13 protein-coding genes are annotated in these 14,350 nt (G+C 66.7%); 3 read left to right on the top strand and 10 right to left on the bottom strand.

Features of this window, described 5'->3' with window-relative positions; translation table 11 throughout:
- Positions 1–73: 73 nt before the first annotated feature.
- Complete coding sequence (locus QMA07_RS09300) at positions 74–2,137, top strand: alpha-1,4-glucan--maltose-1-phosphate maltosyltransferase (RefSeq protein ID WP_290161291.1); 2,064 nt, start codon at positions 74–76, stop codon at positions 2,135–2,137.
- On the top strand, positions 2,134–4,338 hold the full coding sequence (glgB, locus tag QMA07_RS09295; protein ID WP_290161289.1) for a 1,4-alpha-glucan branching protein GlgB: 2,205 nt from the start codon (positions 2,134–2,136) through the stop codon (positions 4,336–4,338). Before QMA07_RS09300 ends, glgB begins: the two co-directional genes overlap by 4 nt.
- Positions 4,339–4,400: 62 nt before the next feature.
- Here the strand turns inward: glgB and QMA07_RS09290 are convergent, their stop codons facing one another.
- Together QMA07_RS09290 and QMA07_RS09285 are read right to left on the bottom strand one after the other, a co-directional pair.
- Entirely contained in the window at positions 4,401–5,339 is a 939-nt protein-coding gene (locus QMA07_RS09290) for a tetratricopeptide repeat protein (RefSeq protein WP_290161287.1), read from the bottom strand.
- Positions 5,336–7,345, bottom strand: a complete 2,010-nt coding sequence (locus QMA07_RS09285) for a glycosyl transferase (RefSeq protein ID WP_290161286.1) — start codon at positions 7,343–7,345, stop codon at positions 5,336–5,338. The genes QMA07_RS09290 and QMA07_RS09285 overlap by 4 nt, the downstream gene beginning before the upstream one ends.
- 180 nt (positions 7,346–7,525) lie before the next feature.
- Between QMA07_RS09285 and QMA07_RS09280 the strand changes: the two genes are divergently transcribed.
- Positions 7,526–8,587: an AI-2E family transporter gene (locus QMA07_RS09280; protein WP_290161285.1), complete on the top strand. Its 1,062-nt coding sequence runs from the start codon at positions 7,526–7,528 to the stop codon at positions 8,585–8,587.
- Here the strand turns inward: QMA07_RS09280 and QMA07_RS09275 are convergent.
- From QMA07_RS09275 to tsf, 8 genes are all read right to left on the bottom strand, one after another.
- Positions 8,584–9,297 (bottom strand): alpha/beta hydrolase, encoded by a 714-nt coding sequence (locus QMA07_RS09275; protein WP_290161353.1) that lies wholly within the window; start codon positions 9,295–9,297, stop codon positions 8,584–8,586. The genes QMA07_RS09280 and QMA07_RS09275 overlap by 4 nt on opposite strands.
- Before the next feature lie 2 nt (positions 9,298–9,299).
- The gene (locus QMA07_RS09270; protein WP_290161284.1) at positions 9,300–9,587 is read right to left on the bottom strand and encodes a hypothetical protein; all 288 of its coding nucleotides are present in this window, start codon (positions 9,585–9,587) and stop codon (positions 9,300–9,302) included.
- Positions 9,588–9,596: 9 nt separating this feature from the next.
- On the bottom strand, positions 9,597–10,133 hold the full coding sequence (locus QMA07_RS09265; RefSeq protein ID WP_290161352.1) for a transglycosylase SLT domain-containing protein: 537 nt from the start codon (positions 10,131–10,133) through the stop codon (positions 9,597–9,599).
- 195 nt (positions 10,134–10,328) lie between these two features.
- A complete protein-coding gene (locus tag QMA07_RS09260; protein WP_290161283.1) occupies positions 10,329–10,916 on the bottom strand; it encodes a DivIVA domain-containing protein in 588 nt (195 codons plus the stop codon).
- The gene (locus QMA07_RS09255; protein WP_290161282.1) at positions 10,916–12,055 is read right to left on the bottom strand and encodes a phosphatidate cytidylyltransferase; all 1,140 of its coding nucleotides are present in this window, start codon (positions 12,053–12,055) and stop codon (positions 10,916–10,918) included. Before QMA07_RS09255 ends, QMA07_RS09260 begins: the two co-directional genes overlap by 1 nt.
- A gap of 5 nt (positions 12,056–12,060) precedes the next feature.
- A complete protein-coding gene (frr, locus tag QMA07_RS09250; RefSeq protein WP_290161281.1) occupies positions 12,061–12,615 on the bottom strand; it encodes a ribosome recycling factor in 555 nt (184 codons plus the stop codon).
- 66 nt (positions 12,616–12,681) lie between these two features.
- Positions 12,682–13,398, bottom strand: a complete 717-nt coding sequence (gene pyrH / locus QMA07_RS09245; RefSeq protein WP_042536766.1) for a UMP kinase — start codon at positions 13,396–13,398, stop codon at positions 12,682–12,684.
- A gap of 91 nt (positions 13,399–13,489) precedes the next feature.
- Positions 13,490–14,317 carry a translation elongation factor Ts gene (gene tsf, locus QMA07_RS09240; protein WP_290161280.1) on the bottom strand — a complete coding sequence of 276 codons (828 nt, stop codon included), beginning with the start codon at positions 14,315–14,317 and terminating at the stop codon, positions 13,490–13,492.
- Between the last annotated feature and the right edge of the window lie 33 nt (positions 14,318–14,350).

Below are 14,350 nucleotides of genomic sequence, written 5' to 3'. Positions count from 1 at the left end.
GCGGCGCGCCGGTGCCTTCTGCGAGCTACCCGCTCGCCTTCGGGAGCGGTACATTCGGGGGGTGGCCGCACGAATGAGCAGCACCAGTCCGAAGGCTCTCCGAAGCCCCGCGCAGATCCCGTCCCGCCCGTTGGGTGCCGTCTCAGACGGCGACGGGCTCGTCACGGCGCGCATTCCACTGGTCGGTGGTACCCCGGCCGTGCCGGGCGGTTTCGCACCCAAGGCCTTCGTCGGCGAGGTGGTTCCGTTCACCGTTGTCGCGTTCCGCGAGGGGCATGACCTGATCGGCGTGCAGGTCCGGTTGACCTCGCCCGACGGCGACGAGACCCTGCACCGCCTCACCCCGTTCCTGGATGGGAGCGACCGCTGGGGTGCCGAGATCGCGATCGACCTGCAGGGTCGCTGGACCTTTCGCTTCGAGGCGTTCTCCGACGACTTCGCGACCTGGGCTCACGCCGCCGAGGTGAAGGTCGCCGCCGGCGTGGATGTGCCGGTGATGGCGGCGCTCGGAGCCGAGCTGCTCACGCGAGCAGCAGCCGAGAAGGACCGTCCTGCAGCCCAGCGCAGACGTCTCACCGACATCGCCGCGGCGCTGACCGGCGGGGATGCGGCGACCACCACCGCAGCCTCGACCGATGCAGAGCTCGCAGGTTTCTTCCGAGACCGGCCCCTGATGACACTGCGATCGAGCTCGGCGGCGCGCCCACTGCTCGTCGAGCGGACCGCGGCAGGCGTCGGTGCCTGGTACGAGTTCTTCCCGCGCTCCGAGGGCGCGAAGCGCCTCAAGGACGGCACCGTCAAGAGCGGGACGTTCAGAACGGCCGCCAAGCGTCTTCCCGCCGTCGCCGCCATGGGATTCGACGTCATCTATCTGGTGCCCGTCCATCCGATCGGAACGACGAACCGCAAGGGCCGGAACAACACGCTCACGACCGAACCGGGCGACCCGGGTTCGCCGTATGCGATCGGATCCGCCGACGGCGGTCACGACGCGATCCACCCCGAGCTCGGCAAGCCGGCAGACTTCCGCGCCTTCGTTCGGGCCGCGAGGAACGAGGGGCTGGAGGTCGCTCTCGATCTCGCTCTGCAGGCGTCTCCGGATCACCCCTGGGTCGATGAGCACCCGGAGTGGTTCACGACCCTCCCCGACGGCACCATCGCTTACGCGGAGAACCCCCCGAAGAAGTACCAGGACATCTACCCCCTGAACTTCGACAACGACCCCGCCGGCATCTATCAGGAGATGCTGCGCATCGTGCAGCATTGGGTACGCGAGGGCGTGAAGATCTTCCGGGTCGACAACCCGCACACGAAGCCTCTGCAGTTCTGGGAGTGGCTCATCGCGACCGTGAATGCACAGGACCCCGACGTGATCTTCCTCGCAGAGGCTTTCACGCGCCCTGCAGTGATGCGCGCTCTGGCCGCCGTAGGGTTCCAACAGAGCTACAGCTACTTCACCTGGCGCAACACCAAGGCGGAGCTCGAGGAGTTCCTCACCAGCGTCTCGCACGAGACCAGCGACTACATGCGACCGAACCTCTTCGTGAACACGCATGACATCCTCACCGAGTATCTGCAGTTCGGCGGACGCGCGGCATACCGGATCCGCGCATGCATCGCGGCCACCGCTGCTCCCGTGTACGGCGTGTACGCAGGTTACGAACTGTTCGAGAATGTCGCGCGCCCCGGTTCCGAGGAGAACATCGACAACGAGAAGTACGAGTTCAAGTTCCGCGACTGGGAGGGCGCAGAGGCTGCCGGCGACTCGCTGGCTCCTCTCCTGCGCCGGCTGAACGAGATCCGCACCGCGCACCCGGCTCTCCGTCAGCTCCGCAACCTCTCCGTGCATTGGAGCGATGACGACTCCGTCCTCGTCTACAGCAAGCATCTCGACGCAGCCTTCACCGGCACCGGTCAGTCCGACACGATCCTCGTGATCGCCAACGTCGATCCGCACTCCGTCCGCGAGACCACCGTCCATCTCGACACGACGATCTGGGGTGTGCCCCCGGGCGAGCAGTTCGAGGTGGAAGACCTGCTGACCGGCGACGTCTGGACGTGGGCAGACCACAACTACGTGCGCCTCGACGCCTTCGCCGAGCCGGTGCACATATTGAAGGTGAGGAGACGAGCATGAGCTACGTCGAAGATGCGGCGAAGTCGTCGGACTGGGCCGCAGTGGCGTCCGGTGAGCACCACGACCCGCACGCCGTGCTCGGCTCGCATCCGTTCACGGACGCGAGCGACCGCACAGTCACGGTGATCCGCGCCCGTCGTCCGCTCGCCTCATCGGTCGAGGCTGTGTTCGAAGACGGGAGCCGTCTCGCTCTCGAGCACGTCGCGCACGGCATCTGGGAGGCACAGCACGACGGACCGCCGGTTCCATATCGGCTCGCCACCGCCTACGGCGACGACGACGAGACGATCAGCGGAGACCCGTACCGCCACCTGCCGACGCTCGGCGATGTCGATCTGCACCTGATCGCAGAGGGACGCCATGAACGGCTGTGGCAGGCGCTGGGCGCGCACGCTCGAGTCGCTGACGGTGAGAGCGGCGTCGCCTTCGCGGTCTGGGCTCCCAACGCCACAGCCGTTCGCGTCGTGGGCGACCACAACGGATGGAACGGCGAGTCCCACGCGATGCGCTCGATGGGCGTGAGCGGCATCTGGGAGCTGTTCATCCCCGATCTCGCGGTCGGAACGACCTATAAGTACGAGATCCGCACGCGTCAGGGCTCGTGGATCTTCAAGGCCGACCCGATGGCCCAGGCCGCGCAGATTCCTCCCGAGACGGCATCCGTCATCACGCAGTCGACCTATGCCTGGTCGGACGGCGCGTGGATGACCCGCCGTGCAGCGACCCATGCGGTCGCCCAGCCTCTGTCTGTCTACGAGGTGCACCTCGGGTCCTGGCGCGGAGGCCTGAGCTACCGCGACGCTGCCGAGCCGCTCATCGCGCACGTCAACGAGGCTGGTTTCACGCACGTCGAGTTCATGCCGCTCGCAGAGCACCCGTTCGGTGGCTCCTGGGGTTACCAGGTCAGCGGGTACTACGCGGCGACGAGTCGGTTCGGCACCCCGGATGATCTGCGATACCTGATCGATCGACTTCACCAGGCGGGGATCGGCGTGATCATGGACTGGGTGCCCGGGCACTTCCCCAAGGATGCCTTCGCCCTCGCGAAGTTCGACGGACAGCCGCTGTACGAGCACCCCGACCCTCGGCGCGGTGAGCACCAGGACTGGGGAACCCTCATATTCGACTACGGCCGTCCCGAGGTGCGCGGCTTCCTGGTCGCCAACGCCCTCTTCTGGCTGAGCGAGTTCCATGTCGACGGCCTTCGGGTCGACGCGGTGGCCTCGATGCTCTACCTCGACTACTCACGCGACGAAGGCGAGTGGGAGCCGAACATCCACGGGGGCAGAGAGAACCTCGAGGCCATCCGGTTCCTGCAGGAGGTCAATGCGACCGCCTATCGCCTCCACCCCGGCGTGCTGATGATCGCGGAGGAGTCGACCAGCTTCCCCGGCGTCACCGCACCGACCGACCACGCGGGACTCGGGTTCGGATTCAAGTGGAACATGGGCTGGATGAACGACTCCCTCCAGTACATCGAACGCGACCCGATGTACCGCTCGCACCACGAGGGCGAGATGACGTTCTCCTTCGTCTACGCGTTCGGAGAGAACTATCTGCTGCCGATCAGCCACGACGAGGTCGTGCACGGCAAGGGCAGCCTTCTCGCGAAGATGCCCGGCGACCACTGGCACAAGCTCGCGAACGTTCGCGCCTACCTCGCGTACATGTGGGGTCACCCTGGCAAGAAGCTGCTCTTCATGGGGCAGGAGTTCGGGCAGTTGGCGGAGTGGTCCGAATCCCGCGAGCTCGACTGGTGGCTGCTTGAGCAGCCGTCGCATATGCAGCTGCAGAGTTTCGTCGGACAGCTCAATCACACTTATCGCGCCCAGGCTCCACTGTGGGAGCGAGACAACGACGGCTCGTCGTTCGCGCGTCTCGGTGCTCCCAGCTGGGACCCGAACGTGATCGCGTTCGAGCGCCGTGATGCGCATGGCGGCCGTGTCGTGGTCATCAGCAACTTCGCTGGCATCGAGCGCAGCGGCCACCACCTCGCTCTGCCGGTCGCCGGCGTATGGCAGGAGATCCTCAACACGGATGCCGCAGAGTACGGCGGCCGCGGATCAGGCAACCTCGGCATGGTCGTCGCGCACTCAGAAGAGGGCGGACCCGCTGTGGCGACTGTCACGATCCCCGCGCTGTCCACCATCTGGCTGCGTCACGAGGGCGAGCCTCACGTGCCCACGATCAGCCACGGCTGATCCGTCGCGACTGACTGGCTACGGCTGACCGCTCCTCAGGGCCGGTCAGCCGTAGCCCCAGGTCAGAAGAGCAGCGAGGAAAGCCTGTTGCGGGCGGCGATGACGCGAGGATCCGCGGCACCGATCAGGCCGAACAGCTCGATCAGACGCTCACGAACCGGCGTCCGCTCGTCCGACGGCAGCTGCGCGAACAGGTCGAGCAGCCTCCCGAACGCATCCTCGACGTGGCCGCCGGCGAGGTCGAGATCTGCGACGTCGAACTGCGCCTGGATGTCTCGGGGCGCAGCCGCAGCTGCGGCCCGTGCGTCGTGCAGGTCGAGCTTCTGGACACGGTGGAGCAGTCGCACCTGCCCCAGACCGGCGATGGCGTCCTCGTCGCGAGGGTTCTCTGCGAGGGCCTTCTCATACGCCACGATCGCCGCGGCGTAGTCGCCCGCCTCGATGGCAGCGAAAGCCTCGGCGTGCAGCGGCGGCATCGGGGGTTCCTCTGGCGCTTCCTGCCCCTCGGGCTGCTCGCCGACGTTCAACGTGCCCGTCACGCCGTTCTGAGCCGCGAGCTGGAGCAGCTGCGCGAAGACTTCCCTGACCTGCTGCTCGGCAACCGCACCCGTGAACATCGGGACCGGCTGACCGGCGATGAGCGCCACGACCATCGGGATCGACTGTGCGCGGAAACCCTGGGCGAGCTGCGGGTTCGCATCGACGTCGACCTTGGCGAGGAGGACTCTGCCGCCCAGTTCGCGCGCCACCTTCTCGATGATCGGGCTCAGCTGCTTGCAGGGGCCGCACCATTCCGCCCAGAGGTCGACCACCACGGGCACTGTGCGCGAGAGCTCGAGGATCTGGCCGAACGACTCGTCGGTCGCATCGACGACGATGTCAACGGCCCCGGCACCGGCAGCGGCGGGGCTCTGCGCCGGCGCAGTCGGTGCTGTCGGGCGGTTGCGCAGAGAGGAGAGGTCGACGGCTCCTCGGAGCGCGGCGGGAGAGATATCGGTCACTTGATCACCTCGACGGAGAGAAGGTCCTGTCGGACAGCCAGGAGTCGGATCTGCTCCGTCGAGCCCTGCGCGGGAACGGAGAAGAACAGCTGGAATTCGTACTTGGTCGTCACGCCCTTGGCGGATTCGCTCACACCCGTCAGGGCTTTGGCCTGAGCGTTGTCACCGAAGCGGATCACGGCGTCTGCCGACGTCGGCGTCACCGACTCCGTGTCGACGAGAGAGACAGCCACGATCGCCCCGCTGTCGAGCGTGGCCATCGACACCGGTGCGGAATCTGCGGGGATCATGTCGAACGCGGTCTGCGACGTCTCGGCGGCGCCGTTGTCCGCGAGGTTCTGCACGACGGCCTGGCGGCTGTCGCGAATCGACTGGGCGAGATTCTGAGAGATCTCGTCGAAGAGCCCGTAGGACGCGCTGGTCTCCCCCGTGTCGACGATGTCTGCGAACGTCTCCGCGAGTTCACTCGGCGGGAGGCTGAGGAATGCGGAATCGTCCGGCACGAGAGACGTGCCGAGCCACGGCGCGGCCACCTCGGGGAAGACGGCATCCGCCGACATCTCGGCCATCGTCGTCACCTTGTAGTTCGACCACGGGTCCTGCTGGGTCATGGTGAGGATCACCGGCGGCACGGTGTCGTCGCCGGCGCTCTTCGACAGCAGCAGCACCGTCCGCGGCCAGCGGTCGGTTGCTTCCGGCAGCACTACCTCGACATCATCGGTCGGGATCGCGGCAGGCACCGGGGTCTCCGGGACCGCGGTCCGAAGCGCGTACTCGGTCGTACGAGCCGTCAGCGCGGGACCATCGAGACGAGTCCCGGCCAGAGCGATGTCCATCGCCGCGTCTGCGTTCGCGAGTGTCGTCGACACTTCCTGCAGGATTCGCCTCGCCTGTGCCTCGGTGACTGCGGGGGGCTTCTGGTTGTCGGGGGCGATCACCGTCGCGCTGGGTGACGGTGACGGCGTTCCCTCGCCGAACTGCGGCCAGGAATCGGGCGAGCACCCGCTGGCGAGCAGCGCTGTCACAGCCAGCGCGGGCAATGCGAGCAGACGACGACGCCCCGTGGTCGTCGCACGCCGCTCGGTCTTCCGATCGCGGTCCGGAGCGTCCGCAGGTGCCGTGTCTTCCGACTCCTCCTGGCCCGCCCCCGTCGCCTTCGAGGGTCCAGCGGACGACACCGAGCCGTCGGGAGCGTCGGCGGCGGAGCCCTCGATCGCTGCGCGCTCGGACGGCGGCAGCTGAGCCACATCGATCGGCTCGGTCGCGGGGAGAGGACCGGGGCCCTTGCGCCGCGGCCCTCGTCCTCGGCGCTGGTGACGGATGGCGAGGACGTAGAGAACGAGCCCGACGAGGAGCATCGCTGCGCCTGCCGCCATGAGCGGCCCCGCGAGCGGCGTCGAGGTGTCGAGAGGCCACGAGATCACGATGTCGTCGGGAGCATCAGCGCTGCCGTCGTACGCGATGATCAGGCTGACACCTTCTGGGAGCTGCATCTTGTCGACGATCAGTGCGTCGGCCTCGGTGAACGAATCCAGCCAGAGATCGGAACCGGCCGGATTGCGGCCTGCCTCTGTGGTTGCGCCGTCCTCCGCCGGAGTCTCTGAGGGCACAGTGGTCTCCGCCGGGGCAGGGCTCTCCGAAGGTGCCGGGCTTGCCGTGGCGCCGTCGCCGTCGGTCGTGGCTCCGGCAGGAATCAGCTCCGTCTCGAGCTCGCCGTCGTTGCCCGCGGTCACGTGGTTGTACGAGGCGACGGCCAGCCACGCCTGCATATCGGCCGTCCGACCGTATGCCGCGAAGATGTCACCTTCTCCCCGCACGAGCAGAGTCTGCGACCCAGGGTGCTCGCGCAGGACGTCGCCGTCCAGCAGCACGTAAGGGGCGGGTTCTTCCACGGTGACTGAGACCTCCTGGGTCGACGGACCCATGAAGATGGTTCGCTGCGCGATGCCCGCAGCGATCAGTCCCGCAGCCAGCACGAAGGCCACGACGGCCCATACGAAACGCACGAATAGTCTCCTCACACGGCCCGGACCCACGTCCGAGTCGCAACACTCGACATTTCAGACTAGCGAAATCAGCTGTGTGTTGCCCACGAGGGGTACGGCCGCGGCGCGTGCGGCACGTCGTCGCGGCCAGTTGCGGTGCGGTGGATACGCTTGCAGAGTCCGGCATTCCGAGGAGCAGCGATGAAGATCCACAACCCGTTCCGTACCGCTCTCGTGGCGACGCTCGGCGTGGGGTTGGGCATCCTGCTCATCGGCAGCGTGGAGAGCCTCTCGACGGTACTGCTCTATGTGGGAACGGCGCTCTTCCTCAGTCTGGGTCTCGACCCGCTCGTCTCTTTCCTCGAACGCCGGCGGCTCCCCCGCTGGCTGGCCGTACTCATCACGATCCTTGCGGTTCTCGGGATCTTCGCCGGGATCATCCTGATCGTCATCCCGGTGCTCGTCAACCAGATCTCGCAGCTCATCGCCGAGATCACTGCCATCGTGCAGCGGGGCACGTTCCTCGCCGATCTGCGCCAGTGGATGGTCGACACGTTCCCCAATCTCAGGGTCGATGACGTCTTCGCCTACGTCACCGACTGGCTCGAGACGAACCTCGCCCAGATCGGCGGATCGATCGGCCAGAGCGTGCTCGCGGCCGGCGGCGCCATCGTGAGCGGACTGTTCGGTGCGTTCATCATCCTGATCCTGACGATCTACCTCACGGCCTCGACGCCGTCGCTCAAGCGTGCCGTCTACCAGCTGGCCCCCGCGTCGAAGCGTGAGCGCTTCATCGACCTCGCAGAGCAGATCACCGATTCGGTCGGCTACTACGTCATGGGGCAGGTGACCCAGGGAGTCATCAACGGCGTCCTGAGCATGATCTTCCTCACGATCATTGATGCGCCGTTCCCTGCGGTCCTCGCCGTCGTCGCCTTCTTCTTCTCGTTGATCCCGCTCGTCGGCACTCTCACGGGGTCGACGATCATCGTCCTCGTGTGTCTGATCCCCGGACTCGGCTCGCCGGCTACAGCGATCGCCGCAGCGATCTACTACCTCATCTACATGCAGATCGAGGCGTACGTCATCTCCCCGAGGATCATGAGTCGCGCCGTATCGGTGCCGGGCGCAGTGGTCGTCGTCGCTGCCCTGGCAGGAGGCAGCCTGCTGGGCCTGCTCGGTGCGCTGATCGCGATCCCCGTGGCGGCGAGCATCCTGATCCTCTACCGACAGGTGCTGATCCCCCGGATGAACGAGCTCTAGACGACGGGCCATTCCGTCGGCAGAGGGAGAGCCGACGGATTCACTGCAGCGACGATCTCAGTGAGGACACGACGCGTCTGGCTCTCCCCCACCCACAGATGCTTGCCACCCTCGACGGCGATCAGCTTCGCGTGAGAGATCGCGGCGAAGCGTTCGCGGGCTTCGGCGGGGCGAAGGTAGTCATCGAGCTCGGGGACGAGCACGACCACCTCGACGTCAGAGTCGGCCCACGCCGCGACCTCGGCATCCGTCGCACGGTGGAGCGGTGGAGAAAGGAGGATGATGCCCTCTACGTCGTGCTCCCGCCCGTACTTGAGGGCGAGCTCGGTGCCGAAGGACCAGCCGACGAGCCATGGGCGCGGAAGACCTCGCTCGCGAACGAACTCCATCGCCGCTGCGACGTCGAACTGCTCTGCGGCTCCTCCGTCGAAGGCCCCGTCACTGGTTCCGCGCGGAGAGGTGGTGCCTCTGGTGTTGAATCGCAGCACTGCGAGGTCGGCCAAGGCAGGCAGCCGCGCGGCGGCCTTGCGGATGATGTGCGAGTCCATGAACCCGCCGGCCGTCGGAAGCGGATGCAGCGTCACAAGAGTGGCCACCGGCGCGGAAGACTCGGGCATCGCCAGCTCGCCGACCAGCGCCAGTTCGTCGGCCGTTTCCAGCACGATGTCCTCGCGCCGCGCCGGCAGCTCGATCGGCCCGCGGATCTCCATGCTCATGCAATCCTCCAACAGTGTGTGTGCCAGTGCCGCCGGGCGGCGAGATCCGCGGCATCTCCGAGAACACCGTCCGCGCGCCAGACCACGAGGTGCGCAGCTCCCGGTACGACACTGCGCCCGCATCCAGGGCAGATGTACTCCTTGAGCGCCTGTGCCGCAGACACCGGCTGCACCGTCCACTCCGAGCCGCGACGCACCTCGGTGCGCTTCCACGACGCCAGGAGACGATCCAGCGAGTCGTCGGCGTCAGGGCGCGCCGGACGGCGTCTGCGAGAGCGGGCCATGACGCCGGCTCACCACCAGTGGTTGTTCGTCCAGAAGGCGTGAGCGCCGGCCCAGCTGCCGTATCGTCCCGTGGCGTATCCCGACGCCCAGCGCAGGTTGTCGACCGGATCGTAGCCGTTGCCGGGAACCTTGCTGCAGGGCAATGCCTGAACGAGGCCGCACGCGCCGGAGGACTTGTTGGTCGCGTTCGGGTTCCACCCGCTCTCGCGAGAGACGATGTAGTCGACGTAGCCCCAGTCGGACTCCGGGATGCCCGCTGCAGCCATCCACTCAGCAGGGGCTCCCCCGCCGGTGTAGAAGAGAGGACCGCTGGGACCGGGGTTCGACGATCCTGAGGAGCCGGAAGAGGCAGTCGTCGGTGTCGGTGTCGGCGTCGGCTTGGGGGTCACGTAGACCGAGAAAGTGCCACGCTGCACGGGTGCGATCGCAGCGCCCTCCGCCGTGACAGTCAGGTTCTGCGTCTCGCTGAGCGCCGCGGAGTACGCCGACTCCGGGCCGTCCGCTTCAGGCTGCTGCGCGAGTGCGACACCGGTCGGCGCCACCATGGCCGCAGCGAAGCCGACGACCGCGAGGCCGCTGAAGAATCCCGCGACGCCCCGTCGGCGACCGCCGTTGCGCACCGGGCGCACCGCCGATGCGGGCAGAGGCGTGACGGCGTTTCGATGAGGTGTCATGTCGTTTCGGGAGTTCACGATGAGTGGCAGTCTACCCGGTGAGGCGCGAGTCGGCCATCGGAACGCTCAGCGAACAGCCAGGATCACGTCGACCGTCGCATCGATCAACGCGTCGACCTGCTCTTCGCGATACCCACCGCGTTGCATGCGGAACGCCGCGGAGCGCAGCTGCTCGGCCGTCAGCGGCTCGCCGTCACGCAGATAGCGCGCGATGCGGGTGCCCACATGATCGACCTCATCGATGCGGTAGCCGAAGGTGAGGACACCCGTGCGTGCGAAACGCTGTCTTTTCGGACGCGCGAGGTGGTCGAGGATCACCTGTGCCTCATCACGGGCCTGCTCGACCCACGCCCCCGCTCCCTGGGAACGGACTGCTCGGTCGCGGGCCCTGGCCGCCAGCGCATCCTCTACTCGCCCGAGCGCTGCGTCGACCTCAGCCACGACATAGCCGTTCTTGACGAGCGGGAAAGACGCCACACGGACGTCTGCAGCGGTGAGGTCGTCAGCGTCTCCTTCGAACGCAGCCCTGGCGGCAGCGAGGAAGGTGTCGACCGCTGCGCGATGATAGCCGCGCACTCTCCCCGTGGTCAACGAGAAAGCGGGCGCCACCTGGTGCGCCGCGGCATCCGCTGTCTTTACGTCGTCTGAGACCATCACAGCACCACCCAGGAGGAGAAGAGGAAATACAGACACAGTGCGGGCACCGTCGACGGCAGGATGCTGTCGAGTCGGTCGAGGAGCCCGCCGTGCCCTGGGAGCCAGGAGCTCATGTCCTTGATCCCGAGGTCACGCTTGAGCATGGACTCACCGAGATCCCCCAGGGTCGCTGACAGGAGGATCGCGATGCCGAAGATGACACCGGTCCACCACGGCAGCTCAAGCAGGAAGATCGCGAGGAGCACGCCGGCCGTGATCGACCCCACCACGGCTCCGCCGAATCCCTCCCAGGTCTTCTTGGGGCTGATCTTCGGCGCCATGGGGTGCCGACCGAATGCCAGCCCGGCGGCATACGCACCGGTGTCGGCCACGACAGCGATCGCGATGAAGCTCAACACCCACCACTGGCCGCCCTCCTGCTTGAGCAGGATCAGTGCGACTGCCGCGAGGAACGGCACGTATATCTGGACGAATCCGCCGATGACGGCGTCGGTGAGCACATCACCGTAGGTCCTGCCGTCCTTGGCGACCATCTGCGCGACCAGTCGCCAGACGATCACGAATGCGACGGCGAAGAACAGCATGACCCAGACGAACCACAGGTCGAGGAAGAAGGCGGACAGCCCCAGCAGTGTCGCGGCGATGAACTGCGGGATCACGTCGATCCGTCGACCCGATGCGCGCAACGCCAACGAGAGCTCGTAGACGCCGAGCAACGCGGCGGCGAGAGCGAACGGCACGAAGAGGACCTTGATGAACAACAGCGACGCGAGCAGCACTGCGCCGAACGCGAGCCCGATCAGGGTCGCGAGGATCAGATCGCGCCCCGTGCGTTCCTTGATGCGCTCGTTCGCCTGGTCGAGTTGCCCACGAGCATGCGTGACATGCGTGCCGAACTCGTCACGCTTCGCCCGCCACTGCTCTCTGATCGCACTGTGGTCCGCCGTGTCCAGAGGGGACCCCGGCATCGCCTGTTCGTCGGCAGGGAGGGGAGGTCGTGGCGGGACACTCGTCGCATCGAACGCAGCGAAGGCACTTTCATCCAGCGGGATGGCGCCGGTCGAGGTCGACGAGTCGCGCGCCGCTCGGCGCGTCCGCGGCTTGTCGGCGCCGTCATCCGTGGGTTCGTCGGACATGCCGCCTATACCTCGAGGAGTTCAGCCTCTTTGCGCTTGAGCGCGTCGTCGATGAGGTCGACGTGCTGGCGCGTGAGGGCGTCGAGTTCCTTCTCTGCACGGGCGATCTCGTCTTCGCCGAGCTCGCTCTTGAGACCGTCGAGTTCGTCCTTCGCCTTGCGACGGATCCCGCGCACATGCACCTTGGCGTCTTCGGCCTTGGTCTTGACGAGCTTGACGTACTCCTTGCGACGCTCAGCCGTGAGCTCCGGCATGGTCACGCGAACGAGGTTGCCGTCGTTCGTGGGATTGGCGCCGAGGTTCGGCATGTCACGAATCGCCTGCTCGATACCCTTCAGCGCCGTCTTGTCGTAGGGCGTGATGATGAGCGTGCGCGCCTCCTGGTTCGCCAGCGAAGCGAGCTGAGCGAGCGGAGTGGGCGTGCCGTAGTAGTCGACGAGCACCTTCTGGAACAGCTGAGGGTTGGCGCGACCGGTGCGCACCGTGGAGAAGTCCTCCTTGGCGGCCTCGACCGCTCGTGCCATACGGGAGGTGGTTTCAGCGAGGACATCCGCGATCACGGTGACTCCTATCGTCGGGGTGTTCTGAAATTCTATCGGGCGTCGCCCGTGAGCACCGCCAGGCGCTCAGGCGGTGACGAGAGTGCCGATCGGCTCTCCCAGAAGCGCGCGCGTGACGTTGCCGGCGGGTTCCATGCCGAACACGCGCATGTCCATGTTGTTGTCCATGCAGAGACTGAATGCCGTCGAATCGACCACCTTGAGCCCGCGCTGAAGGGCGTCGCGATACGTGACGCGCTCGATGCGCTCGGCGTCGGCGTGCTTGTTCGGATCCGCGGTGTAGATCGCGTCGACGCCGTTCTTGGCGACGAGGACTTCCTGCGCGCCGATCTCGAGGGCGCGCTGTGCGGCGACCGTGTCGGTGGAGAAGTACGGCAGGCCAGCTCCGGCGCCGAAGATGACGACGCGCCCCTTCTCCATGTGCCTCTCAGCGCGCAGCGGAATGTACGGCTCGGCGACCTGGGTCATCGAGATGGCCGACTGCACACGTGTGGGCGCACCCGCCTGCTCGAGAAAATCCTGCAGAGCAAGAGCATTCATGACTGTGCCGAGCATTCCCATGTAGTCGGCGCGCCCGCGATCCATCCCGCGTTGGCTGAGCTCCGCTCCGCGGAAGAAGTTGCCACCGCCGACGACGATGGCGACCTCGACCCGGTCGACCGCCGCGGCGATGTCCCGTGCGATCTGACTGACGATGTCGGGGTTGACGCCGAGCTGGCCGGCGCCGAACGCCTCGCCGGAGAGCTTCAGAAGGACGCGACGGCGTCCTGTGCGTTCGGTCATGGGGGTGATCCTCTCGTCCCGATTCAAGATAGTGCCTTCTGGGCATGAAGAAGGGGTTCGGATCGCGTTGATCCGAACCCCTTCGACGGTGTTACGCGCCGACCTTGAAGCGCGCGAAGTCCGTCACGGTGATACCGGCGTCCTTCGCCACCTGGGCGACGGAGAGCTTGCTGTCCTTCGCGTAGTCCTGCTCGAGCAGGGCGACCTGCTTGATGAACGCGGAGACACGGCCCTCGACGATCTTGGGCAGCGCCGCCTCCGGCTTGCCCTCGTTGCGCGAGATCTCGGTCACGATCTGACGCTCCTTCTCCACGGCGTCGGACGGAACGTCCTCGCGGGAGAGGTACGACGGGTTGGCGAATGAGATGTGCTGCGCGATGCTGCGAGCGGTCTCGGCGTCGTCACCCGAGTACGCGACGACGACACCGATCTGCGGAGGCAGATCCTTGCTTGTGCGGTGCAGGTAGACCTCGACCTTGTCGCCGGAGACCGTGCGCACGCGACGCAGCTCGACCTTCTCGCCGATGATCGCGGCCTCTTCCGAGATGACCTGCTCGACGCTCTTGTCGCCCGCCTGGGCGGCGAGAGCAGCCTCGACCGAATCGGCCTTGACTGCTGCGACAGCGTCGGCGACCTTGTCGGCCAGGGCGATGAAACGCTCGTTCTTCGCGACGAAGTCCGTCTCGCAGGCGAGCTCGATCAGCGTCACTGCGCCGTCCTGCTCGCGAGCGACGACGAGGCCCTCGCTGGTCGAGCGGTCAGCGCGCTTCGCGTTGCCCTTGGCACCCTTGAGACGCAGGATCTCGGTGGCCTTCTCGACGTTGCCGTCAGCCTCCTCGAGCGCCTTCTTGGTGTCGACCATTCCCGTGCCGAGCTGCTCACGGAGCGCCTTGAGATCGGCGATGGTGAAGTTGGCCATGTGTGGTGGCTCCTTGCTTCGTGATGTGTGTGG

The organism is Microbacterium sp. APC 3901 (assembly GCF_030407765.1).
Taxonomy (GTDB): Bacteria; Actinomycetota; Actinomycetes; order Actinomycetales; family Microbacteriaceae; genus Microbacterium.
Note: the sequence above shows the minus strand (reverse complement) of the source record. Positions and strands in the feature narration are given on the sequence as shown.

What these genes read in the sequence shown, in the direction of transcription:
- tsf (WP_290161280.1), bottom strand. Translation starts at nt 14,317, where the DNA reads ATGGCCAACTTCACCATCGCCGATCTCAAGGCGCTCCGTGAGCAGCTC.
- QMA07_RS09300 (WP_290161291.1), top strand. Translation starts at nt 74, where the DNA reads ATGAGCAGCACCAGTCCGAAGGCTCTCCGAAGCCCCGCGCAGATCCCG.
- QMA07_RS09275 (WP_290161353.1), bottom strand. Translation starts at nt 9,297, where the DNA reads ATGGAGATCCGCGGGCCGATCGAGCTGCCGGCGCGGCGCGAGGACATC.
- QMA07_RS09260 (WP_290161283.1), bottom strand. Translation starts at nt 10,916, where the DNA reads ATGGTCTCAGACGACGTAAAGACAGCGGATGCCGCGGCGCACCAGGTG.
- QMA07_RS09265 (WP_290161352.1), bottom strand. Translation starts at nt 10,133, where the DNA reads ATGGTGGCGCCGACCGGTGTCGCACTCGCGCAGCAGCCTGAAGCGGAC.
- QMA07_RS09270 (WP_290161284.1), bottom strand. Translation starts at nt 9,587, where the DNA reads ATGGCCCGCTCTCGCAGACGCCGTCCGGCGCGCCCTGACGCCGACGAC.
- QMA07_RS09255 (WP_290161282.1), bottom strand. Translation starts at nt 12,055, where the DNA reads ATGTCCGACGAACCCACGGATGACGGCGCCGACAAGCCGCGGACGCGC.
- glgB (WP_290161289.1), top strand. Translation starts at nt 2,134, where the DNA reads ATGAGCTACGTCGAAGATGCGGCGAAGTCGTCGGACTGGGCCGCAGTG.
- QMA07_RS09280 (WP_290161285.1), top strand. Translation starts at nt 7,526, where the DNA reads ATGAAGATCCACAACCCGTTCCGTACCGCTCTCGTGGCGACGCTCGGC.
- pyrH (WP_042536766.1), bottom strand. Translation starts at nt 13,398, where the DNA reads ATGACCGAACGCACAGGACGCCGTCGCGTCCTTCTGAAGCTCTCCGGC.